This window comes from Calyptranema fuscum S582 (assembly GCF_055793305.1).
Window position 1 is genome coordinate 1 of sequence record NZ_JBSLYH010000078.1, and the last position, 22912, is coordinate 22912.

Sequence of the window (22912 nt, forward strand, 5' to 3'; positions counted from 1 at the left end):
TGGTAAAGACTTTTTACCGAATGCCACGCCCCTACGGAGGAAATTACATAATTTCAGCCTTCTACTTGTACGGGCGCGGCATTCGGCGCTAACAGCTCGCTATAAACTTGCCATTACAGTTTTGGCAGCTTCTAACGTGCGATCGATGTCTGCATCGGTGTGGGCAAGGGAAGTAAACCCTGCTTCAAATTGCGAGGGTGCTAGATAAACCCCTTGTTCCAACATGCCGCGATGGAATTTGGCAAACTTTTGCAGATCTGATTTCTTGGCATCTTCGTAGTTGTGGACGGGACCGGCAGTGAAGAAACTACCAAACATGGCGCTGATCTGTCCGCCGCAGGCTTCATGTCCGGTTTCTTTGGCAATTTGCAGTAAGCCGGTTGCCAGTTTCTTGGTAATGCGATCGAGTTGGTCGTAGGTGCCGGGGCGCTGGAGCAATTCCAAGGTTTTAATCCCAGCTGTCATGGCTAGGGGATTGCCGGAAAGTGTCCCTGCTTGATACATAGGACCCGCCGGAGCCACCATCGACATGATATCCTGGCGACCGCCATAGGCACCGACGGGCAAGCCGCCGCCGATAACTTTACCCAGTGTCGTCAAGTCGGGGGTTACACCAAACTTTTCTTGTGCGCCACCGTAGGCGATGCGAAAGCCCGTCATCACCTCGTCAAACACTAACAAGGCATCATGATCGCGGGTCAATTCTCGTAGCCCTTCCAGGAAACCAGCATCGGGAGGAATGAAGCCCGCATTACCTACTACAGGTTCAAGAATGACACCTGCAATCTGATCGGGATGTTCGGCAAACAAGGCTTTAACCGCTTCTAGATCGTTGTAGGGAGCGGTCAACGTATCTGCTGTCGTCGATTTAGGAACACCGGGAGAATCGGGCAACCCCAGGGTGGCAACACCCGATCCGGCTTTGACCAAAAACATATCGGCATGACCGTGGTAGCAGCCTTCAAATTTGATAACTTTGTTACGTCCTGTAAATGCTCGCATCAGCCGCAGGATCGCCATACAAGCTTCGGTGCCAGAGTTGACAAAGCGAACCATTTCGATGCTGGGAACGGCATCGATCACCATTTCTGCCAACACATTTTCGAGATAGCAGGGTGCGCCAAAACTGGTGCCTTTTTCCAGGGCTTCGTGCAATGCCTGGATCACTTCTGGATGGGCGTGTCCACAGATGGCGGGACCCCAGGTGCCGACGTAATCAATATACTGGTTACCGTCCACGTCCCAAATGTATGCGCCATTGACGCGATCGAAGACGATCGGCTGACCGCCAACGGATTTAAAAGCCCGTACCGGGGAATTGACCCCACCCGGCATGAGCTTTTGGGCGGCGGCAAAAATTTCTTCTGATCGGGTCGTTTTTAAACGGGTACTGCTAGTCAAAACTCTCTCCTTCTGTAACATGCAAATGAATGGGCTGAAGATGTTTGATGGTTTGGTGATGTGTTGAAAAGTTCGCCTGACAAACCTTGAAACACATCACTCAAAACACTCAGGAGGGGGGATTAAATAACGTCGGTGATTTGTTGTACGGGCGAACGGTCGTTCGCCTTTCCAAAAGATTCAATAGTCGATCTTATTTAATCCACGATCCTCAGGATTGCAAATTGATTAACTTGTAATTCTTTTTGAGAAGCGACGACAAAGCCATCACTTCCTCAAAAAGAGGTAGGTTTTATGTAATTTGTGATCCTTAAAAACATCCCCGAATGAATTTTAGGGTGGGGACTGGTTGTAACCAGAGACTAGTTTCTCATTATCCTATCGAGATCCACTGCGAAAACAGATTCCTGGCAAAAGTGCGGAAAGCTTAACTTTGTTTTGAGTTTGAACCAGTCTGTAGCGATCGCTGCAAAAATGAACTTACCACCTCTGGCGCACTACGACCAGAGGGAATGGGAATAGACCGTCAGAACATCAATCCACTACACAATTGGGAGTTCAGACATGGCAGGGAAAAAGATTTTAATGCTGGTGGGTGATTTTGTCGAAGATTATGAAGTCATGGTGCCCTTTCAGGCATTGCAAATGGTCGGTTTTACCGTACACGCCGTTTGTCCCAACAAAAAGTCGGGTGATACCGTTCGCACCGCTATCCACGATTTTGAGGGCGACCAGACCTACAGCGAAAAACCAGGTCATAACTTCACGCTTAATGCCAATTTTGATGCGATCGCTCCGGCAGATTATGATGCCCTGGTGATTCCTGGCGGTCGCGCTCCCGAATACATTCGTATGAATGCTACTGTGATCGAAACCGTACAGCATTTTGCCGAAGCCGACAAACCGATCGCGGCTATTTGCCACGGTGCCCAACTGCTAGCAGCAGCTGGTGTACTCCAGGGAAAACGCTGTTCTGCCTATCCTGCCTGTAGTGCTGAGGTAACGCTGGCAGGAGGCATTTATGCCGATATCCCAGTGCATGAAGCCGTCGTCGATGGCAAGTTAGTCACTGCCCCGGCATGGCCTGCCCATCCTCGTTGGCTGGCGGAGTTTCTCAAAGTGCTCGGCACCCGCATCGAACACGCAGAACTTGCCACCGTTTAGGGGCATTTTTCGAGAAGAGCTGGCGAGCCAGCTCTTCTCAAAATTGCCGTTGCGGAGCCAATGCGAAGCGCGTTGTGCAACCCACCATCCATCCCTTCGGAGGGGGTTTGGGGGATATCCCCCAACGGTATGACGTTAACTATTAGACCTCCTGCAAATTAAGTTTTTTGGCTTAGTTTGGTCGGGGGCTTTGCCCCCGACCAAACTAATCTGCAAGAAGTCTATTTTTTAGTAGTCCTAAAAAAGTAATGATCTTTTGTGGCGCGGGCAACGCCCGCGCCACAAAAGATCATTACATCAATACCGCTACCCTATTTTTTTCGCCCATTCGGCGATCGCCCATTTCTCTGCTTCTGCACGGAACGGACGGATGCGGTTTTGCGCGGAGTTGCTTTTTTCCGCGATTGCGATTTTGGCAACGCGGCTTTCCAACCCTTTTTGCGGACTTGCTTATAGGTAGAAACACCCCAATCTGCCATGTAATGGCTTAAAGCACCCAGTTCTAAGCCCACTGCCAGCGCTATCCAGTTGGCTTGATAGGTATGCAGCGATCGCCCCATCACACTCGCAATGTCTTCCCAGGTCCAGCCCAGATCCAATAACTCGTTGGCGATCGTCAGCCCACCAAACACAAACAACCCCAACCACAGCAGCAGATAAGCCACTCGCACCACGGTTCCGGTTACTGGCGCATGAGATAAAGGCGATCGATGGTGCATACTACCGCGATAGGGAATCCAGATCCAGCGCAACCAACCCCAACGGTTGAACTGAATCGATCGCACATCCAGATCTGGTCCCATCATCAACCCGCTAAACAAAAAACCGCCTGACACAATCAACGTCAACGTGCTGCTGCGAGTCGTTGCCAACGCCAAACCTGCGGCGATCGGCAATGTCCATAACGTAATGCGATCGTGGGTGCGACCAGAGGGCATAGAGGGTGGAGGGGTGAAGGGGTGGAGGGGTGGAGGGATGAAGGAGGGGTGGAGGGGTGAAGGGATGAAGGGATGGAGGGGTGATGGGATGGGGGGGTGGAGGGATGATGGGATGGAGAAGCGGCAGTTGAGTTGTAGTGTGTTAATAAATAGAACTTATGTACTAATATGTCATTCAGTGGGATTAAAATAGAATTTTGATCTAAATTTGAGGAAAATCCAGGCGTTATTTTAACGAAGGGTTATGAATTAATTAGGTGTACCAGGATCTTGTCGGAGATCCCCCTAAGTCCCCGCGCATTCGCGCCGCTGCGCTAGAAAAAAGGTGGATTTCTGGATAATTCCCCCTTTTTAAGGGGGGTGAGGGGGGATCAAATCTACAAAAGGGGGATTTCTGGACAATTTCCCCTTTTTTAAGGGGAGCGAGGGGGGATTAAATTATTTCTCCGACAGGCTACTAACGTTTATTAAATTTATGATCCGGATTGAGCCGATTCGTTAGACGGTGCTTTTACTATGGCATCTATGATCCTGAACGGTCGCTACCACATTCTTCGTGCTCTGAAGGGCAGTAGTCCTGGTCGAACTTTTTTGGCAGAGGATATTCAGGAGCCTAATGGTAGCTATTACGTACTCAAACAGTTGAGTTTACCTCGTAGCGAACCGCAGTCGGATCATGTGATCCGACAAATGTTTTATGAACGGGTCGAGGCATTGACGGATCTGGCTGAAGAAACAGATCAGATTCCTAAGATATTTGATTATTTTGAAGAAGGTGGACGACTTTATCTGGTGCGGGAGTGGGTGGAAGGCTCAACCTTAACCTTTAGAATCCAGAAGATGGGGGTGCTAAAGCAGGATGAGGTCGAAGAAATTTTGTTGAATTTGCTGGACGATCTGAGCGATTTGCACGATGCCCAGATCTGTCATGGCAATATCAAACCGGGCAATATTATTCTGCGACAGCGGGATGGGCTGCCCATTTTGGCAGATTTTAGCTTGTTGCCGATTGGGGTAGAGGTGCCATTGGCATCTCCCGTCAGTGGCACTCAGATATCCCCGCCACCAGTGCAGAGCGTGTCTGCCTTTTCGCCGCCTGAGCAAATGGCAGGGCACATTGTTTTTGCCAGCGATATTTATAGCCTGGGACTAACCGTAATTTTTATGCTGACGGGGCGATCGCCCCAGCAACTTAATCTGGAGCCGCAAACAGGCAAAATTCTTTGGCGGCATTTTGTTCCTAAGATTGATCCAGATCTGGCAGATGTCATTGATGTTGCCATCCAACCGCGCGCGGAAGATCGCTATGCAACAGCGGTTGAGATGCTCGACGATCTCCAAGAGATCCTGCCACCCGAACTATTAGAAGCAGACACAGGCTCGTCGAATTCGCGCAACTGGCAAGCATTACTGCAACGAGGAATAACGATCGCCGTGATTGCCTCCGTTTTGATGTTTGGCTACACGGTTATCCAGCAAATTTTTGATTCGCTACCAGAACCAACGGTAAATTCCCCAAGCCCTTCCTCAACCCCTCAGACCTCTGTAGCTACTAGCCCCGGTGCCCCCACAACCGCCTCTGCTACTCCATCAGCGTCGCCTACCCTATCGGCTCCCTCTGCAACGAGTCCGGTGACTCAAGCCCAGGCAACAGAGTTGATCCGCCAATGGTTGACTGCCAAACAACGCTTGTTTTCACCCCCCTACGATCGCACTACGGCAGGTGCTTTAACCACCGATCCCCTGTTAACCGACATTACAAAACCCGGTGGATCTATTGACTGGCTACAGCAAAACAATGCCCGCTACGAATTTCGCACCAGCCAGGTGGTGTCGGTCAGCAATTTTCAAGTCACCAGCGATCGCGCTGTGATGGATGCCACGATTACCGAAGACCGAACTTTATATATTAACGATCGGATTGATGCCAGCAAAACTGGATCAGGCACCAGTGTGATTCGCTATGAACTGCGGGCGGTGGATGGGCAATGGAAAATTGCTGACTATCAAGAGATACCGTAGGATCACAATTTAAACAGACTCCACGGCACATCGATCTGGTGTAGGGACGCATCGCGATGCGTCCCTGCGGTAATCTGGTGCGATCGCTAATTAAATTGGTATCAAAAGCTACTGGTCTGTTCATTAAAAATTGATGATTATAGCGCTGTGCAGGTTGATTCAGTACGGTGTTGTGGGGCGCGGAGCGCCCCACAACACCGTTTCTGTACTTAACGAACTTGCATACTGCTATAAAACGGGTGATGTGCCGCGCGAAGCGCGGCACATCACCCGTCAGAAAATACTTACCAAAGCACTACGCTCCTACTAACCCGGAGGATTTTGAATCAGGTCTTCTAACTTGGCTAGATCTGTCAAGACAATTTTGCCACCCCGACGATACCGAACCGTTGGTTGCAGTTGCTTAAACAACCGCACACACTCTTCGTAAGTGATGCCAATGCTGCGGGCAATATCGTAGTAGGGCAGGTGCGATCGCAATTGCATCCCCGCATCGGTCTGCTCAACCCCCTGTTCCATCACACTGACTTGAATCAACCGCGCCAATCGCACAATCGCCCGTTCTGAAATCAAGCCATGCATGCGATGGTGTAACAGTTGGATACGTTCGTTGAGCATCGCAATGATCTGAAACGCGACTTCGGGTGTGGTTTGAATCAGCGCTAATAACGCCGCACGTTCGACTGTGAGGATTTCACAGTGTTGCTCTGCCATAACGATGGCGGGGGCAATACCATCCCCAAATAAGGCAGGAGCCGCAAACATTTCCCCGTCGGGTAGCGATCGCAAAATTGTTTCTTTGCCCGTTGCCGCTATTTTTTTGATCTGAATACTGCCCTTTAATACGGCAAATAATCGAGCCGGTAAGCGATCGCCTTCATGCAAGATCACCTCTCCGCGCGCGTAGCATTTGATCTGGGCATGGGGTTGCAAACAGGCTAATTGCTCAGCACTGAGTTGCGAAAAAATTGAGATGTGTTGTAGATCAGCGGAGGTAACGGGCATACATAAAATTATCGCTAGAATAGATAGTCTCTTATCGCAACAGATCTCCATTCTGCGTCAGTCTAGGCATAGATACAGGCGTTGCTGGTTTTGGAAGATGAATTGGAACGGGAAACCGCAGGTTTGCCGTTCCAATTCGGTTCCAGAATCAACACTGCTCCAGAAGCTTCGTTGCACAACCTATTAAGTGTGTAGTCGGTCATGGATATTGCTCAACGTGACACGGTGATGATCATTGGCGATCAATCGTTAATAATGCAGCGATTGGTTAAAGAGTTAGAGGTTGCTGGGTTTGAGGTCTTGACCGCAACCGATGGGGCAACGGCGATCGCTCACGCCCAAAATCACTGTCCGGATATATATCTGTTAGCCGCAGGTATGTCTCCGGAAGAAAGTTTTGCGACCTGTCGGCACCTAAAAACCTCCATTCTCACCCACGATATTCCTATCATTCTCGTGGTCGGTGCCGATGACCCAATTGACAAAGCCGCAGGCTTGGAACTGGGCATTGCTGATTATGCTGCTATGCCGATTCAGCTCCCCGAACTGATCAACCGGATTCAGCTCCATCTCAAACTGCGTAAGCTCAACTCAGAACTGACTCTCAGCGATCGCCTATTAAAACGAGAAATGTCGATCCATGCGGTCGTCGAAGATTCCTGGCAACAGATCAATCAAGAGCTAGAACATCGGGTTCAGGAACGCACCGCAGAACTATCAGATGCCTTGCAGCATCTCCAACAAACGCAACAACAACTTCGGGAACGGGAAGAGCGCTATCGTTCGCTAGTGGTGGCAACGGCTCAGGTGGTTTGGATTGCGGATGCTCAGGGCAATGTCAGAGAGACTACCGCAGGCTGGCAACTGTTGACCGGGCAAACCTCGACGGAAGCGCAACAAGACGGCTGGCTAGATGCCATTCATCCGCACGATCGAGAGCGGGTCAAACAGGTGTGGATAACGGCGATCGCCCATCCCGACCAACAGTATGAAGTTGACTATCGTCTCATCAGTGTCGATGGCAGCGAACGAGATATTTTTGCTCGGGGTGTTGCGGTCATTGGGGCTGATGGACAGGTACGGGAATGGGTGGGCACCTGCACCGATATTACCGATCGCAAACGCATCGAGCGATCGCTCCGGCAAAGTGAAACCCGCTATCGGCAATTGGTTGAAAATTCTCCTAACCCCATTTTTTCGGTCAATCGCCAGGGTCTAATTCAGTCGTGGAACCGAGCCTGTGTCGAGGTTTATCAATACGGCAATGAAATTATTGGGCAACCCTTTACGCGCTTACTGGCTAACGCCCAGGTTCAGGCGATCGCCCAAACCTTGCGAGAAGAAGCCTTTGCCGGAAAAGTTTTGAATGGCGTCGAGCTGGTTTACTGCGCTCAAGACCAGACCCAACGGTTTATGATGTCGCGGCTCTATCCTATTTTTGATGACACCGGAGCGATTGAGGGTTGCGTATTTTCCAATACCGATATTAGCGATCGCAAACGCACTGAAGAAACGCTGCAACGGCTGAATCAAGACCTCGAAGGTCGAGTGTTACAACGCACTGCCGAACTTGCGAAAACCGTGGCACAACTGCAATATGAAATTCAGCATCGCCAACAGTCTGAACAAGCCCTCCGGCAGGCATACCAACGACTTAGTTTTCATGTCGAAAATTCACCTCTAGCCGTGATCGAATGGGACACCGAATTCAAAATTCAACGCTGGTCAACTCAAGCCGAGTCGATTTTTGGCTGGAGTTTTCAAGAAACGAGTGGATTGACCTGGGAAAACTGGGACTTCGTCTTTGAAGCCGATAGAGAAATGGTGAAACAGGCTGGGATTCGCCTGGTCACGGGCATAGAATCCTGCAATCATCTGCAAAACCGCAACTACACCAAAGACGGCTCAGTGATTTATTGCGAATGGTATAACTCGGTGCTGTTAGATGATGCAGGCAATCTCGTTTCTATTTTGTCGTTGGTGTTAGACATTACCGAGCGCAAACAGGTCGAAGAAGCACTCAGAGCCAGTAAAGAACGCCTCTCTCTGGCACTTAGAGCTGCCAAAGCCGGACTGTGGACGTGGGATCTGGCAACCAATCAATCTTTTTGGTCATCCGAAAATTTCAAAGTTTTAGGGTTGTCCCCCGGAAGTTGTGAACCCAATTATGAAAATTGGCTTAAGAGCATTCACCCGGACGACCGAGAAATGGCAGATACTCATGTCAAGCAAGTCTTAGCCAATCGAACTGATTTAAATTTTGAATTTCGCGTGCTCCCCGCCGATGGCAAAGAACGCTGGATTATTGATTTCGGCAAAATCCTCTATGACAACCAGCATCAACCCACCGGCATGATTGGCATCCAGATTGACATTACTGCCCGCAAACAAGCTGAAGAACAACTCAAAACCTCGCTCGAAGAAAAAGAACTCTTGCTCAAAGAGGTTCACCATCGCGTTAAAAATAATCTTCAGGTCATTTCCAGCATTTTTTCGCTACAGTCACAATATATTGATGATCCCAACGTGCTATCGGTGCTCACGGAAAGTCAGGATCGGATCTATTCCATGGCATTAATCCACGAAAAACTATATCAATCCAGCAGTCTGGCAAATATCGACTTTACAGATTACATTCAGAGTTTAATTCATAATTTGTTTGTGTCTTACAACGTGAGCCCCAATCTCGTGCGTCTCAATTTGCATATTGCTAATTTGGCAATGGATATTGATACGGCGATTCGCTGTGGATTACTGATCAATGAGTTGGTTGCTAATTCTCTAAAACATGGATTTCCAGGACATCGCCAGGGTGAAATTCAGATCTCATTCTTGCCCCAGCCCGACGGACAGTTCACATTAACCGTGCAGGATACTGGAATTGGCTTACCCGATCATTTCGCTTTAGAGAAAACGAATTCTTTAGGGTTACGATTAGTGCGAACCTTGGTGCGCAAAATGAAAGGCAGATTAAAGGTATGGACGGATCAGGGTGCTATTTTTCAAATTACATTTGCACAAACTGATAATGTCATCCGTCAAGCCAAAGCGATGCATGGGTAGCAAACACTATGCCTGAAATCAAGATCCTGGTCGTGGAAGACGAGCCTTTCATCGCGGAAGATATTGTCTGTCGCCTGGAAAAAATGGGATATACCGTGACGGGCATTGCCGAATCAGGGGAGGAAGCGATCGCATTGGCAGAAGCTAGCCAACCCCATTTGGTGCTGATGGATATCATCCTCGACGGGGACATGGATGGCATCGAAGCCGCTGAGCACATTGGCGCTCGGTTCAATATTCCTGTGGTTTATCTCACTGCCAATGCCGACGAAAATACCCTGCAACGCGCCAAAATCACGAACCCGCTCGGCTATATCTTAAAACCGTTTAAAGAACGAGAACTGCGCGTCACCGTTGAGATTGCTCTGGCACGGCATCAGACGGATATGGAGATGCAAAAAGCCGTAAAAATGGCTGAAACCCAAAAACAGGATGCAGAAGACATTTGCGATCGCAAATTTGAATATTTGCTCATGGCATCTCACGAGTTTCGCACCCCCCTGTCAACGATCAAGCTAGTCTCCCAATTTCTTCAGCAAGATCAATATGTGCTTGACGAAGACAAGAAGCAGCAATATCTCCGGTGCATTCAGTCAGCCGCCGACAGCATGGATCTGTTGTTAGAAGACGTGCTGACGTTTGGCAAGGTCAATACCTGTAAAACTGAATTTATGCCGTTGCCGATTGATTTGACCAGTTTGTGCAGCAATATGGTCGAAGCATTGCAATGGGGCGTGGGCAATAATCATGTCGTTCGGTTTTCTTACCAGGGAGACTGCTCACAGGTCTGGGCTGACGAAAAACTAATCTGGCATTTACTCAATAATTTGCTGTCCAATGCCATCAAATATTCTCCCGATGGTAGCCTGGTATGCCTGATGCTGGCGTGCCATGAAACCAGCGTTTCATTGCAGGTGACCGATCAGGGCATTGGCATTCCTTTAGAAGACCATGCCGTTTTGTTTGAGCCCTTTCAACGCGCCAGAAATGTCGGTAAAATTCCCGGCACTGGGCTGGGGTTGGCGATCGCCAAACGAGCGGTCGATCTGCACAGCGGTTCCATTACCGTCTCCAGCCAGATCGGAGAGGGCACCACCTTTACCGTCACCCTACCCTTACGTAGCGATGAAAGATCGTAAGCAGACGCGGTTGATTAGACCAAAGGTTGTATGAGAACCCGCGCTCCGCGCGGGTTCTCATACCGATTTAATGTGAAGCTGCGTCTTATTCAACCCCCGGCTGTCGCCGTCCCCCTTGCCAAGGGGGACTACAGGGGGTTCTAGTTTGGCGCAACTTCATAAAAGATTGGTATCACACAACCTGCTGATTTAACTGTCTCGACAGTTGCTATCCATGGGCAAATGATCCGGCATAGCATTTTGCCAATGCCCCAGCCCTGTCAACTCTCAAACAACGCTACTGAAACGACAGATCGATTAATCCTCTGACTGTTTGAGGAAAGACAATCACTAAAATCAACACAATCACCTGCAACACCATAAACGGAATTGCCCCTTTATGAATATCGATGGTGTCCACATTTTTGGGCGCTACACTCTGCAAGTAAAACAACGAAAACCCCACGGGTGGAGAAATAAATGCGGTTTGCAGGTTAATTGCCATAACCACACCAAACCACACCATATCGATCCCTAATGCCTGAGCCGCAGGGACTAACAGTGGCATGGCAATAAAACAAATCTCCACAAATTCTAAAAACACACCCAGCAAAAAGATGACGATATTACTCACAATCATGAAGCTGAGGTAGCCACCGGGCAGGTTAACCAGTAGAGACGTAATGTAGCCTTTACCACCCAACCCATCAAACACAACGCCAAACATAGAAGACCCAAACAAAATCATCACCACCAGGGTCGTAATGATGGCAGTCGCATGGGCAGCATCGGTGATCAATTTCCAGTTGAGTCTGCGATTGATAGCCGCTAAAATGCAGGCACCCACAGCACCTACAGCACCCGCTTCCGTGGGTGTGGCAATCCCAAAAAAGATGCTACCCAACACCGCGAAGATTAGACACAAGGGGGGTAGCACCGCTTTAGTGACTCTCAGTAATAGCTTAAATCCTCTGAGGGTACGAGCTTCGGGGGGTAGCGCGGGGGCAACACTTGGCTTGAACGCTGCCAAAACCAAGACATACAACGCATAGGAACCGGATAATAATAGACCGGGGATCAGCGCTCCTAAAAATAAATCGCCAACGGACACCCCTAATTGATCGCTAAGTACCACCAAAACCAGACTGGGTGGAATCAGTTGAGCTAACGTACCCGATGCAATAATCACACCTGTTGCCAGTTGTTTGTCATAGCCATAGCGAAGCATGACAGGCAGAGACAACATGCCCATGACAATGACGGTGGCAGCGACCACTCCCGTCGTGGCGGCTAACAATGTCCCCACTAAAATGACAGCCAGGGCAACTCCGCCACGCAACCGTCCCAGCAATACACCAATGGTTTCTAAGAGTTCTTCCGCAATCCCCGATTTTTCTAAAATTGCACCCAGAAACACAAAGTAGGGAATTGCCAGGAGTGTAAAGTTGGACATTGTGCCAAACCAAACGTTTGGCAGCAATAAGAGGCGATTGGCGTCAAATGCCCCCACGCTTAACCCGATCGCCCCAAATACGATCGCCGTTCCAGCAAACGAAAACGCGACCGGATACCCTGTCATCAGCAAACCAAAGAAGCCGACGAACATGGCGATCGCCAACCACTCAAAACTCATAGTGTATTGTTTGGAAACATCTTTGACTCAATCTACACTCAAAGGTGCATCCAGATCTGAGGATTACAACTTAAATCAAACCCAGAGGTGTATTTTGGGAAGCGTGACGTTGCCGCGCTTGCAAAAATACACCTCTGGGTGAAATTGGGTGAAATATGTTACTCGATCGGCAAATGTTCGGATGTTTCTGCACTAATTTCTTCAGCCACTTGCTGATAGCCCATCAACACAGCAAAGTATTTAATCGCCTGCGAAATACCCTGCACAAACAGCAACATAAACGCCACAATAATCATGGTTTTGATGGGCGCACGGGGCAACCCATCGGCATCGGGCGACATCTCCCAGCTACTCCACGAGCCATCGGGTAAGCGTCCCCAGGACAGCAAGACTGGATTAATTGCCACATACATGCCCATGATGCAAAACGGCAACAAAAAGAAAACTGTTCCTAAAAAATCAACTAAAGCCTGTCGTTTCAGACTCCAGTGGGTATAGAGAAAGTCAACTCGGACATTGGAGCCATGCTTGAGAATATAAGCAAACCCCAAACAAAAAATCAGAGAAAACAGATACCATTGCAACTCAATATACGCATTGGATGCCAGGGTCAGCCCAATAAACCGCCCCACATAGCGGGCGGACACGTTATAAAAGCCCACCACAATAGTGATCACAACAATCCAGTTCAACACCCCGCCAATCGTCTCGATCCCGCGATCAATGAGGTGAGAAAAGCGCAGCAAACGGTTTGTCACGGATCTCATGCCCATCGTTATCACACTCCTACGCTCAGAATCGGGGATTTGATCCAACCAACTATTTGTTTTTGGCAGCGTGGCAACGCCACGCTGCCAAAAACAAACGTCTCGATGGTATGGCTGGGATCATGGTGGAATTATCGGGATTATATAGAGATCGGGTAAACCCAATCTTTGTACTGGGGATCACGGTTTTCGGTAATAGCCGTTAGTTTTTCCCTCAGCGCTTCAGTAATCGGTCGGTCGGTCGAAAATGGGTAGTTTTCCACTCGACTAACCGGCGTAATCCGGGCAGCCGTGCCGCTGAGAAACATTTCATCGGCAATCAAGAGTTCAGATTTATCAATCGGTCGCTCTATTGCTGGAATGCCTAAATCTCTGGCAATGGTCAAAATGCTATCTCTGGTGATGCCCTCTAAAATGTCTTGCTCATAGCCAGGAGTGACAACCTGCCCGTTTCTGACCATGAAAATATTCATGCCTGACGCTTCACTGACTTTACCCTGCGAATTGATCAAAATCGCTTCGTCAAACCCAGACTCAACCGCTTCTGTCTTTGCCAGAGAAGAGGTAATGTAAGCGCCCGTAATCTTGCCTCTTAATGGCAAACTCCGATCTTCCTGGCGATACCAGGAGCTAATGCGACAACTCACCCCACCCGGAGAAAGATAGTCGCCCAATTCCAGGCCGTAGATGAAAAAGTCTTTTTCGACACTGTGCAACCGGGGTGAAATGCCCAGGTCTGAGGTGTATACCAACGGGCGAATGTAAAACGAGGTGGTCGGTCGATTTTTTTTGACAAACTCGACAATGAGAGACTCGATTTTGCTAGCCGGTAAGTCAAAGTGAAGAAACTTGGCACTATTGCTCAGTCGTTGGCAATGGCGATCGAGCCTGAACAGCAAAATTTGGTTGGGGTTTTGCGGATCAGGGATGCCTCTCAAGCCACCGAACGCTGCTGTACCATAATGCAGGGCATGGGTGGCAATCGAAACATTGGCGTCCTTAAACGGAACGAATTGATTTTGAAAATAGGCGATCGCCAGAAAATTGTGCATATTAATTAATGAATCTCCTTGCACATGCCATATAAATGACACCAGAGTATAGCTAGCCTACGCGCAATCTGGAGTCTTAATCAAGTGTTAGACATGAAATTACAGCCAGGTTGTCCTAAATCGGTGAGGATTGTCCTAAGCTTGTAGTAATTTTTGCGGGTGCAAGCACAGCCTGCACCCGCAAAAAATGTTACAAGCACACCAGAATGGAATCACGATAATTGTTAGGCAAATGCAGATCTAGGGTACCTTTCTACTTGAGACGCTAAATGTTTTGTTTGAATTTTGTCCACAAACTGTGCTAATTCGCCGGGTAATCGCACTCAATGAACCAGCCTAATGAACCTAAACTCAGGTTAATGGTTGTAGACGATGAAGCTGACAACCTCGACTTGCTGTACCGCACCTTTCGACGAGAATTTGAGGTTTTCAAGGCAGAAAGCGCCCTCAAAGCGCTGGAAATCTTGGCGCAAGAAGAGGAAATGGCGATCATCATCTCAGATCAGCGAATGCCCAAAATGAATGGGACTGAGTTCCTCAGCATTGCGGCAAAACAGTTTCCTGACACGATTCGGATTTTGTTGACCGGATACACCGATGTAGAAGATCTTGTCGGTGCTATTAATACGGGCAAGGTGTTTAAATACATTACCAAACCCTGGAGCCCAGACGATTTAAGAACGGTCGTCCAACAGGCGTCTGATACCTACCGGGTGCTAAAGCAACGCACCAACGAACTCAATCGTGCCCTTCGCCGAGAATCTCTATTCAATGCTGTCACCACAGCGATTCGCGAGTCGCTCGATTATTTCAATATGCTTCAGACCATCGCCGAGACGATTGGTCATACCTTTGCCGCAGATGCGTGTGTCTTGCGCCCTGTCGAAGAGTTGAACCAACTGGCAGATAAAAACTATCGCTTTGCGACTAACACGTTTTCTTATTTCTCTGCCTATGCCGAACCCCTCAACTTAGTCCAACAACTCATTCATGACTTTGATGGTCAAAGCCTCCACTATCAAGAATGTTTAGCGGCGATCGCCGAAAAGTGTCAGATTCAGCAAAATCATCTCACCAGCAAAGATGACCAACCCCTCGCTGAGTTGCTGATTCCCCTCGCCTATCAACAAGAATTGCTCGCCGTAATTAGCCTCTACAAACACAGCAGCACGGCATCCTGGCTTACCGAAGAGATCCAATTATTAGAGGAAGTGGCGCAACAAGCTGCCCTGGCAATTTCTCAAGCCAAGCTCTATCAACGGATTCAACAACAAACCGAGCAAATGCGGGCAGAGCTAGCTGTTGCCCGTCAAATTCAAACCAACCTTCTCCGACAAAGCTGGCCCAAACTAGAAACGGTCAACATTCAGGCGTGCTGCGACCCCGCCAGAGAAGTAGGCGGAGATTTTTTTGAAGTCTACATCCACCCTCAGGGTGACATCTGGCTGGCAGTCGGGGATGTCTCCGGTAAAGGTGTCCCTGCCGCATTATTTATGGCGAGTGCAATTTCGGTCTTGCGGCGAGAACTTGCCCAAGAAGCGCCCCCCGCTCCCAATGAAGTGATGAAAACCCTGAACAGTACCCTCTCAGAAGATTTGGTTGGCAGCAATTGCTTCATCACGATGGTGTTGGCGCGGTATAACCCTAGTGAAAAGCAATTGATCTATGCTAACGCTGGACATGTTTATCCTCTAGTTTGGTCTAAAATTACAGCAGCAAAAAACATGGGTTCTGATACAGCGATCGCTCTAGAACCTAACTACCTTAAGGTCAGAGGCGTGCCGCTGGGTATTTTGCCTGTATGGCGAGCGGATGCAGGTACATTGAATTTATCGTCGGGCGATATTTTTCTGTTGATTAGTGACGGTATTACCGAAGCAACAGTGCCCCACAATCCGTCTGAAGGCAACACAACCAATAACTCTATGCTGAATCAGTCGGGGCTGTGGAAAATATTGTTGCAGCAAGGTAGCACCTTTGATTTGAATCATGTTCTGGCTCATATCCAAGTACATAACCAAGTTCAGGAAGATGACCAAACTTTACTTTCTTTGGAGGTTCTGTAGTCAATGAGAACTGAACTCCATGTACCGAGCGATCTAAAATTTTTAACGATTGTCGAAAACTGGCTGCTGGGTGCACTTGAATCAGAACTGGGCGACTATGTCGATTGGCCTCGCCAATCCAACCGCCTGCGCTTAGTGTTAGTAGAAGCGTATTCCAACGTGGTGCGTCATGCTCACCGGGGACAACCCAATCTACCCGTGCTCCTGCGGTTGGAACTTCGCGATCGCGATGTCTGCCTGGAAATTTGGGATTATGGCAAAGGGTTTGAGTTATCTACTTATTTGCCTCCTTCGCCTGAAGAACGACAAGAAGGTGGCTACGGTTGGTTAATTTTGAACCGCTTGATGGATCGAGTTGAGTATCGTCTACAAGTAAATGGGCGAAACTGTCTTACCCTGGAAGCTACGTTGCCAACCTCAACCCAACCCCCAGACACGTTAGTAGGTCAGCCTCAGCAAACCAGTCAGACCTCAGGAAAACTGCCTCCTCTGAATGGAAAAGGATGAGGGGGGCTGTCTACTTCTGCTGCAAATTGATGCCACCGTATCGTTTTCTGTAAGGCGATCGCTGAGCGTGGGTGCAGAAGCAACATCGCGCGCAGACACGACTCCTACCCGGCAACTACAAAACCGAGATACCTGAACCCATCCCGCAGGATTTCCAAGAATACTACGCGACTGTTGGTCTAAAAGGGCGAACGATGGGACTCGAACCCACGAATGGCGGAACCACAATCCACTGCCTTAACCACTTGGCTACGCTCGCCATAATCTATTTGATAATAACATTTTAGAACAACTTGATCTAGTGTTGGGTCAAGCAATCGCGATTCTCGTGATGTTTTTAGTCGAAGGTCTCGCCTCCTGTGAGTGCAAAACGTCCCCTGTGCTAAAAACAAGATTTGGGGTTTACCCGTGAGTCAATCTACTTGACCGGCGTCTCCCGGCGTCCTGTTACTCTACCCAGTTACCCTATCCAGCGTCCCCCATGCCTCCTTCGCCTATCCGCGTCCTTCTGGTTGAAGACTCTCCGATTGCCCTTACGATCCTGACGCGGATACTGTCCCAGGCTCCTGGAATTGAGATCGCCGCTACTGCCCGAAATGGACAGGAAGCCCTTGACCTGATTCCCCAAGTCAACCCCACCATTGTTTGTACTGACCTTCACATGCCCAAAATAGGAGGTCTGGAACTCACCCGCCGCATTATGGCAGAGTGCCCCCGCCCCATTCTGGTCATCAGTGCCTCGGTTCAAGAAGAAGATACCGATAACGTCTTCAAAATCCTTCAGGCTGGGGCATTGGACGTTTTTCCAAAACCTCGTACCGGGCTTCCCAGCGAGTATGCCCAATCTGCCCAGGCTCTGATCGATCGCATCCGCATCCTTTCCGGGGTCACCGTCTTTACTCAGCATCCTCGTTCGTCATCGCCTGCCCTCTCCTCATCTTCCCGTCTCCCCGTTTCCCCATCTCCCTATCTGCCGATTCCTTCTGTCACCCTCGACATTCGACTGCCCCGCATGATTGCGATTGGTGCTTCGACCGGCGGACCTCAGGCTCTCCACACGATCTTGCATGCTTTACCCGCTCACTTTCCCGTGCCCATTGTCGTTGTGCAGCATATTAGCGAAGGCTTTTTGCAAGGGTTAGTTGATTGGCTGGCTGCCGAATGTACGTTGTCAGTGGCGATCGCCCAATCCAATACCCTGCCTGCCCCCGGCACTATCTACTTCGCGCCCGAAAGCAGCCACCTCAGCCTGGATGCACAGGGTCGTTTTCTGCTTCAGCGAGGTATGCCTGTTAGCGGTCACTGTCCATCTATCACCGTTTTATTTGAAGCGATCGCGACCCACTATCGTCGCTCTAGCGTTGGGATTTTGCTGACCGGCATGGGGCGAGATGGAGCCGATGGCTTACTATCGATCGCCCAGACCGGGGGCATCACCATTGCCCAAGACGAACGCACCTGCATTGTTTTTGGGATGCCCAGAGAAGCGATCGCACTCAACGCGGCTCAGCATATCTTGCCGATCGATCGGATCGCGCCGATGTTAAAGCAACTATTTGAGCGATCGCCAACCTCAGGTCGTTAGAAGCGATCGGCAACAGGCTGGTGCGGGCACCATCCCCGTTCCATAGCAATCCCGAATGGCTTGCGCGGCTCTCACGCAAGCCTCGTATCGATCCAGATGCAAAGCACTGTAGTACACCAACTTAAAAGTTTTAGAGGGGGTGGAGAAGGTAAAACCCCCTCTTGGGGGCGCAGCCCCCAAACCCCCATGTTGCAAAATTTCGTGTTTGCAACAGTAGATTGTTTACATCGTTACGGTTTGAGTGAACCGCTGCACCAATTGCCGCAACTGCTCTGCATCAAATGGTTTAATCAAATATTCGGATGCCCCCGCCAGCTTGCCCTGGACTCGATCAAACGCAGAATCTTTCGAGGTCACCATGATGACGGGCAGGTTGCGGAATTGGGGCAAGCTGCGCACCGTGCGACAAAATTCTAGCCCACCGACCCCCGGCATCATGACATCGAGTAGCAACACAGCGATCGGTTCCTGGTAAATGAGGGCAAGCGCATCCACAGCATTATCTGCCATCAGAACCCGATAGTCTGCTTCCAACGTCCGTTTCACCATCTGGTGAATGATTTTGCTATCGTCAACGGTGAGAACAGTGAGGCGATCGCCAGAAAGACCAGACATCGCATTTTCTCCAAAGCTTGCTATAGAAAAAGAGGCGTCCGTACAACCGGAGAGGATCTTTGAAAAGGGGTTGGTTGTCAGGCTAGACGCCGGTTGATCTTCCCTAGCCCGTGTGCGACTACGCAGGGACTTTAGGGATTTGTGTGAAAAAATATCTGCGGTGCGTTACGGCTAGTGCCTAACACATCCTACGAAGGGGGATGGTATTTGCTTGTCAATTCCTGAGGAGAATCTAAAACCGTTTGCCGTAGTCAGGAGGAGGAGCCGTTGTGGGAGCAATTTTTGGGGCTACTTAAATACCCGTACTGATCCAGTTTAGACATCTATAAATGGGCAAGATAGATTAAAATCACAGACCTAAAAACTATACCGTCCAGGATTGGGTTTTATTGATTGAAACCGACCCTAAAATTTCATAGATATCCCAACACAATCAAACCCTGTTGTTTGAACAAGATTTCGTCCGATAATTTCAGAATTCCCGTAAATTGTAGGATTTTAACAATGAAGTCGTGGATCTCTACAAAACTTGACCTGGCAAAGTTTGATAGGCTTACTATCGCTGATAAAGAGCTATCCCATGCGTCATTGACATGATTTTTAATTAATCTATACATAGCAATCCTGTCGAATTAGAAATAAGAATACGAAAGTTTTATCAAACAGCAAATTCTAAAGCTTTAAAACCCAATAATTTTTGAGAGATCGAGCAGGGTTCTGGGGAATTCTAAATATATTCGGAAGCCCTAATGAGGTGATAGAGTTCTTAACTCTGATCGGTGAATTGCTTTTGCCTAAATCGCCGTCATCCGTCCTGTCACCGACTGCCAAATGGGTGGGTCATAGAGCGGCGATCGCCCCATTACGCCTCAATCATCAGCGGTATTGCTTCATCGCAGGATGAATTTGAACGCGAACCAAAGGTTTCAGGCTCAAATTCATCCCCAACATCAGTAACGCCTGATCGGCATAGGGTTAAGCCAAACCCTCATCCGCCACCTGCCCCCGTTTCAACCCTGACTCTGGCTACTGTTTTCTAGAACAATCGCCATGCCTACTTTTCAGCCTCGACTGAGTGAAACCATTCGTAACCCTATCTCTGCTTCAACGGACATCCAAAACCACCTGCCGGACGGATTTATTTCACTGGATAGGGATGGACGCGTGTTGGAGTTAAATAACCGAACGGAACAAATTCTCTGTTGCGATCGCACAGACCTGCTCGGGCAGATTCTTTGGGATGCACTGCCGCATCTGACCCAATCCAACATTAAGAGCATCTGTCAGCAAGCGGTACAGCTGCAAACCGAGATCCACTTTGAACATATTTATCAACCCTTTGGGCTGACTTTGGAAATGGTGGCGTCGCCCTATCCAGGGGGGGTGTTTCTTTATATCCGCGACGTTACCCTGCATCGTCAGGCAACCGCTTCGTTACAAGAATATACTCGGTTATCCAGCCTCAACACCATTGTCAGTCAGGTGTTGGCAGGCAGCGGAACGTTGCCAGACATCTTGACCCAGTGTGTGCAGGCGATCGCTGATGAATTAGAGGAAATTGCCCTGGTACGCCTGTGGACGTTTGATCGAGAAAGCAATTTGCTAACGCTACGGGCGATCGCTGGCTGCATGCCGACGCCAACCGACCTACCCGATTGCATTCCTCTGGGCATTTCCATTGTGGGATTAATTGCCCAAAGTCGGCAACCTTACCGCACCAATCAACTCAGCCGAGAGATGTGTTTGGATCTCCAGGGGTGGGCGACGAGTCATGGCTTATCTGCTTTTGTGGGCTATCCTCTGGTAGTGGACGATCGCTTGATTGGGGTGATTACTCTCCTCAGCAAAACCCCGATTTTGGCAGGAACCTATGCGGCATTGCAATGGGTGTTTAATAGCATGGCGATCGCCATCGACCGGAGTATGGCCCGTGCCGAGTTACTCAGCCGCCGCGAATCGTTGTTGTTTCGCCTTGCCAGTCAGATTCATAATTCGCTCGATTTAGATACGATTCTGGCGATCGCTGTGCAAGAAATTCGCCAACTGTTTAACATCGACGGCTGTCATTTCCTCTGGTGCCTGATGGGCAATAACACCCAGACCGAAATTCTGCCTACCCTTGCCATCACCCACGAATCGATCCGCCCTGAATTACCCAGCCTCTTAGGAGAACATGCCCCCGAACTCGGACAATCACTCGTGGAACGGATTCTCAGGCTGGAATTATTGCAACTGGATGATACCCGAACGGACAATGCAGAACCGGGGTTACAAAACTGGATCGATGCCTGGGATATCCAGTCCTTTTTGCTCATTCCTTTAGAAACCCATTCAGGTCAGTTGGGGGCGATCGCCTGTAGCCACTGCCGCGCCCCGCGCCACTGGAGTCCGGCAGATGTGGAATTGCTATACGCTGTCACCAATCAGCTGGCGATCGCCATTGACCAGGCAGAACTCTATGCCCAGACCCGCGCTGCTGCCTTTGCTGCCCAAGCCCAGGCGCAACAACTCAACCAGACCTTACAAACGCTGCGGCAAACCCAGGCAAAAATGATCCAGAACGAAAAAATGTCGAGCCTGGGTCAACTGGTTGCAGGCATTGCTCATGAAATCAATAACCCTGTTGGGTTTGTCAGTGGCAACCTGACCCATGCGGAAATTTACTTTAAAGACTTCATGGGATTGCTCCAACTTTACCGGAAATATTACCCTGAACCCAATAGCGAAATTCAAGCCTATATCAATACGGTTGATTTAGAATTTTTGCTAGAAGACTATGCCAATCTCCTCAATTCGATGAAAATTGGCACCGAGCGTATTTCTAAAATTGTCCTGTCGCTCCGCAATTTTTCTCGGCTTGATGAGGCAGAAGTCAAAGCGGTTGATGTGCATCAGGGCATTGATAGCACATTGTTGATTTTACAAAACCGCCTCAAAGCTTGCTCCAACAATCCGAGTATTGAAGTGATCAAACAGTACGGCGACCTGCCTTTGATTGATTGCTATGCCAGTCAGCTGAATCAAGTTTTTTTGAATCTCTTGAGCAATGCGATTGATGCTTTGCAAGACTGTCCGGCACCCCGCACGATTACGATCGCCACCAGTGTGCGATCGGCTTGTGCCATGAAAAGCAACGGCTCCATAGATTCGACATCTGAGTTAGATCAATCGTGGGTTGTCATTCGGATTAAAGACAATGGCAGTGGCATGAGCGAAGACGTCCGCCAAAAAATCTTTGATCCTTTCTTCACCACCAAACCTGTGGGACAGGGCACCGGACTCGGTCTTTCGATCAGCCATCAGATCATTGTCGAGAAACATCATGGCTGGCTCACCTGCGACTCTCAAATGGGTCGTGGCACCGAATTCATTATCGAAATTCCTATCCACCTTTCGTTAGGCATTGCCGATTCATGAAACCTGTAATCATGTTGGAGAGGGCGACGGCTCTGCCGTCGCCCTCTCCAACATGATTGGGGTTTATTGAAGCTATGAGGGGAACACCACAGCCGTTGCAGATCCGGCTAGACTGGCAAACTATCGATACTGAGGGGCACCATTTCTCCGGTTAACGTCCAACCTAGCAACATTTCTTCATCTGGGCGAATCAACTTGCCCGTGAGTGCACAGCGTTCTTCTTGATGGGCGATCGCTTCGATACTGGCTCGAATTTGGTCAGCGGCGATGGTTGGTTGAGATGTGCCGGATTTTTGTTGCACATAATTCCACAGCACATCGCGGATCAACGCTTGATAGCCTTGATTACCAGCCAACTCTTTCAGCCTATCTTTCAAATCTCGTTCTAGGCGGATGCTGGTGACTTCCATTTCAGTTGTGGAAGTGCGATTGAGTGTGTACATTTGGGGTATTCCTCCGAAATCGATAGGGTACAACAAGTAGAAACAAGAACGGGGTAGACATTCCCGTAACATAAGTGTAGTATGTTGTAAGGCAGATGCAAATCCACCTCTCGTAA

General features: G+C 49.2%; 19 protein-coding genes and 1 tRNA gene. 10 read left to right on the forward strand and 10 right to left on the reverse strand.

The window, feature by feature from the left end:
• Positions 1-99 precede the first annotated feature (99 nt).
• Entirely contained in the window at positions 100-1422 is a 1323-nt protein-coding gene (gene hemL, locus ACR6Z4_RS29940) for a glutamate-1-semialdehyde 2,1-aminomutase (RefSeq protein ID WP_479721017.1), read from the reverse strand.
• Between the two features lie 543 nt (positions 1423-1965).
• Between hemL and ACR6Z4_RS29945 the strand changes: the two genes are divergently transcribed.
• A complete protein-coding gene (locus ACR6Z4_RS29945; RefSeq protein ID WP_479721018.1) occupies positions 1966-2565 on the forward strand; it encodes a DJ-1/PfpI family protein in 600 nt (199 codons plus the stop codon).
• Positions 2566-2876: 311 nt separating this feature from the next.
• Here the strand turns inward: ACR6Z4_RS29945 and ACR6Z4_RS29950 are convergent, their stop codons facing one another.
• Positions 2877-3503, reverse strand: coding sequence for a metal-binding protein (locus ACR6Z4_RS29950; RefSeq protein WP_479721019.1), 627 nt, complete (start codon positions 3501-3503; stop codon positions 2877-2879).
• A 516-nt stretch (positions 3504-4019) separates the two neighbouring features.
• Here ACR6Z4_RS29950 and ACR6Z4_RS29955 point away from each other — a divergent pair.
• Positions 4020-5525, forward strand: coding sequence for a serine/threonine protein kinase (locus ACR6Z4_RS29955; RefSeq protein ID WP_479721020.1), 1506 nt, complete (start codon positions 4020-4022; stop codon positions 5523-5525).
• A 306-nt stretch (positions 5526-5831) separates the two neighbouring features.
• On the opposite strand, the gene ACR6Z4_RS29960 is transcribed toward ACR6Z4_RS29955, so the two are convergent.
• Positions 5832-6530: a Crp/Fnr family transcriptional regulator gene (locus ACR6Z4_RS29960; protein ID WP_479721021.1), complete on the reverse strand. Its 699-nt coding sequence runs from the start codon at positions 6528-6530 to the stop codon at positions 5832-5834.
• A gap of 62 nt (positions 6531-6592) precedes the next feature.
• Positions 6593-6733: a hypothetical protein gene (locus tag ACR6Z4_RS29965; RefSeq protein ID WP_479721022.1), complete on the reverse strand. Its 141-nt coding sequence runs from the start codon at positions 6731-6733 to the stop codon at positions 6593-6595.
• On the opposite strand from ACR6Z4_RS29965, the gene ACR6Z4_RS29970 reads away from it, so the two are divergent.
• Complete coding sequence (locus tag ACR6Z4_RS29970) at positions 6732-9593, forward strand: PAS domain S-box protein (RefSeq protein ID WP_479721023.1); 2862 nt, start codon at positions 6732-6734, stop codon at positions 9591-9593. The genes ACR6Z4_RS29965 and ACR6Z4_RS29970 overlap by 2 nt on opposite strands.
• Positions 9594-9601: 8 nt before the next feature.
• The gene (locus ACR6Z4_RS29975) at positions 9602-10732 is read left to right on the forward strand and encodes a hybrid sensor histidine kinase/response regulator (RefSeq protein WP_479721024.1); all 1131 of its coding nucleotides are present in this window, start codon (positions 9602-9604) and stop codon (positions 10730-10732) included.
• 277 nt (positions 10733-11009) lie between these two features.
• Here the strand turns inward: ACR6Z4_RS29975 and ACR6Z4_RS29980 are convergent, their stop codons facing one another.
• From ACR6Z4_RS29980 to ACR6Z4_RS29990, 3 genes are all read right to left on the reverse strand, one after another.
• The gene (locus ACR6Z4_RS29980; protein ID WP_479721025.1) at positions 11010-12344 is read right to left on the reverse strand and encodes a TRAP transporter large permease; all 1335 of its coding nucleotides are present in this window, start codon (positions 12342-12344) and stop codon (positions 11010-11012) included.
• A 158-nt stretch (positions 12345-12502) separates the two neighbouring features.
• On the reverse strand, positions 12503-13117 hold the full coding sequence (locus tag ACR6Z4_RS29985) for a TRAP transporter small permease subunit (protein ID WP_479721026.1): 615 nt from the start codon (positions 13115-13117) through the stop codon (positions 12503-12505).
• 134 nt (positions 13118-13251) lie between these two features.
• Positions 13252-14163, reverse strand: a complete 912-nt coding sequence (locus ACR6Z4_RS29990) for a branched-chain amino acid transaminase (RefSeq protein ID WP_479721027.1) — start codon at positions 14161-14163, stop codon at positions 13252-13254.
• 326 nt (positions 14164-14489) lie between these two features.
• On the opposite strand from ACR6Z4_RS29990, the gene ACR6Z4_RS29995 reads away from it, so the two are divergent.
• From ACR6Z4_RS29995 to ACR6Z4_RS30005, 3 genes are read left to right on the forward strand one after another with little or no spacing between them, the layout of a single operon-like run.
• Positions 14490-16229, forward strand: a complete 1740-nt coding sequence (locus tag ACR6Z4_RS29995) for a SpoIIE family protein phosphatase (protein ID WP_479721028.1) — start codon at positions 14490-14492, stop codon at positions 16227-16229.
• 3 nt (positions 16230-16232) lie between these two features.
• Positions 16233-16736, forward strand: coding sequence for an ATP-binding protein (locus ACR6Z4_RS30000; protein ID WP_479721029.1), 504 nt, complete (start codon positions 16233-16235; stop codon positions 16734-16736).
• Positions 16723-16872, forward strand: coding sequence for a hypothetical protein (locus ACR6Z4_RS30005; protein ID WP_479721030.1), 150 nt, complete (start codon positions 16723-16725; stop codon positions 16870-16872). Before ACR6Z4_RS30000 ends, ACR6Z4_RS30005 begins: the two co-directional genes overlap by 14 nt.
• Before the next feature lie 50 nt (positions 16873-16922).
• Here ACR6Z4_RS30005 and ACR6Z4_RS30010 read toward each other — a convergent pair.
• Positions 16923-16995 (reverse strand) — tRNA-His (locus tag ACR6Z4_RS30010).
• Between the two features lie 222 nt (positions 16996-17217).
• On the opposite strand from ACR6Z4_RS30010, the gene cheB reads away from it, so the two are divergent.
• Positions 17218-18321, forward strand: coding sequence for a chemotaxis-specific protein-glutamate methyltransferase CheB (gene cheB, locus ACR6Z4_RS30015; RefSeq protein WP_479721031.1), 1104 nt, complete (start codon positions 17218-17220; stop codon positions 18319-18321).
• 222 nt (positions 18322-18543) lie between these two features.
• On the opposite strand, the gene ACR6Z4_RS30020 is transcribed toward cheB, so the two are convergent.
• Positions 18544-18936 (reverse strand): response regulator, encoded by a 393-nt coding sequence (locus ACR6Z4_RS30020; protein ID WP_479721032.1) that lies wholly within the window; start codon positions 18934-18936, stop codon positions 18544-18546.
• A 754-nt stretch (positions 18937-19690) separates the two neighbouring features.
• Between ACR6Z4_RS30020 and ACR6Z4_RS30025 the strand changes: the two genes are divergently transcribed.
• Entirely contained in the window at positions 19691-19840 is a 150-nt protein-coding gene (locus tag ACR6Z4_RS30025; protein WP_479721033.1) for a hypothetical protein, read from the forward strand.
• A 146-nt stretch (positions 19841-19986) separates the two neighbouring features.
• A complete protein-coding gene (locus tag ACR6Z4_RS30030) occupies positions 19987-22353 on the forward strand; it encodes an ATP-binding protein (RefSeq protein WP_479721034.1) in 2367 nt (788 codons plus the stop codon).
• A 107-nt stretch (positions 22354-22460) separates the two neighbouring features.
• Here the strand turns inward: ACR6Z4_RS30030 and ACR6Z4_RS30035 are convergent, their stop codons facing one another.
• Entirely contained in the window at positions 22461-22796 is a 336-nt protein-coding gene (locus ACR6Z4_RS30035) for a hypothetical protein (RefSeq protein ID WP_479721035.1), read from the reverse strand.
• Positions 22797-22912: the final 116 nt, after the last annotated feature.

What these genes read in the sequence shown, in the direction of transcription:
- hemL (WP_479721017.1), bottom strand. Translation starts at nt 1,422, where the DNA reads ATGTTACAGAAGGAGAGAGTTTTGACTAGCAGTACCCGTTTAAAAACG.
- ACR6Z4_RS29945 (WP_479721018.1), top strand. Translation starts at nt 1,966, where the DNA reads ATGGCAGGGAAAAAGATTTTAATGCTGGTGGGTGATTTTGTCGAAGAT.
- ACR6Z4_RS29950 (WP_479721019.1), bottom strand. Translation starts at nt 3,503, where the DNA reads ATGCCCTCTGGTCGCACCCACGATCGCATTACGTTATGGACATTGCCG.
- ACR6Z4_RS29955 (WP_479721020.1), top strand. Translation starts at nt 4,020, where the DNA reads ATGGCATCTATGATCCTGAACGGTCGCTACCACATTCTTCGTGCTCTG.
- ACR6Z4_RS29960 (WP_479721021.1), bottom strand. Translation starts at nt 6,530, where the DNA reads ATGCCCGTTACCTCCGCTGATCTACAACACATCTCAATTTTTTCGCAA.
- ACR6Z4_RS29970 (WP_479721023.1), top strand. Translation starts at nt 6,732, where the DNA reads ATGGATATTGCTCAACGTGACACGGTGATGATCATTGGCGATCAATCG.
- ACR6Z4_RS29965 (WP_479721022.1), bottom strand. Translation starts at nt 6,733, where the DNA reads ATGACCGACTACACACTTAATAGGTTGTGCAACGAAGCTTCTGGAGCA.
- ACR6Z4_RS29975 (WP_479721024.1), top strand. Translation starts at nt 9,602, where the DNA reads ATGCCTGAAATCAAGATCCTGGTCGTGGAAGACGAGCCTTTCATCGCG.
- ACR6Z4_RS29980 (WP_479721025.1), bottom strand. Translation starts at nt 12,344, where the DNA reads ATGAGTTTTGAGTGGTTGGCGATCGCCATGTTCGTCGGCTTCTTTGGT.
- ACR6Z4_RS29985 (WP_479721026.1), bottom strand. Translation starts at nt 13,117, where the DNA reads ATGGGCATGAGATCCGTGACAAACCGTTTGCTGCGCTTTTCTCACCTC.
- ACR6Z4_RS29990 (WP_479721027.1), bottom strand. Translation starts at nt 14,163, where the DNA reads ATGCACAATTTTCTGGCGATCGCCTATTTTCAAAATCAATTCGTTCCG.
- ACR6Z4_RS29995 (WP_479721028.1), top strand. Translation starts at nt 14,490, where the DNA reads ATGAACCAGCCTAATGAACCTAAACTCAGGTTAATGGTTGTAGACGAT.
- ACR6Z4_RS30000 (WP_479721029.1), top strand. Translation starts at nt 16,233, where the DNA reads ATGAGAACTGAACTCCATGTACCGAGCGATCTAAAATTTTTAACGATT.
- ACR6Z4_RS30005 (WP_479721030.1), top strand. Translation starts at nt 16,723, where the DNA reads ATGGAAAAGGATGAGGGGGGCTGTCTACTTCTGCTGCAAATTGATGCC.
- cheB (WP_479721031.1), top strand. Translation starts at nt 17,218, where the DNA reads ATGCCTCCTTCGCCTATCCGCGTCCTTCTGGTTGAAGACTCTCCGATT.
- ACR6Z4_RS30020 (WP_479721032.1), bottom strand. Translation starts at nt 18,936, where the DNA reads ATGTCTGGTCTTTCTGGCGATCGCCTCACTGTTCTCACCGTTGACGAT.
- ACR6Z4_RS30030 (WP_479721034.1), top strand. Translation starts at nt 19,987, where the DNA reads ATGCCTACTTTTCAGCCTCGACTGAGTGAAACCATTCGTAACCCTATC.
- ACR6Z4_RS30035 (WP_479721035.1), bottom strand. Translation starts at nt 22,796, where the DNA reads ATGTACACACTCAATCGCACTTCCACAACTGAAATGGAAGTCACCAGC.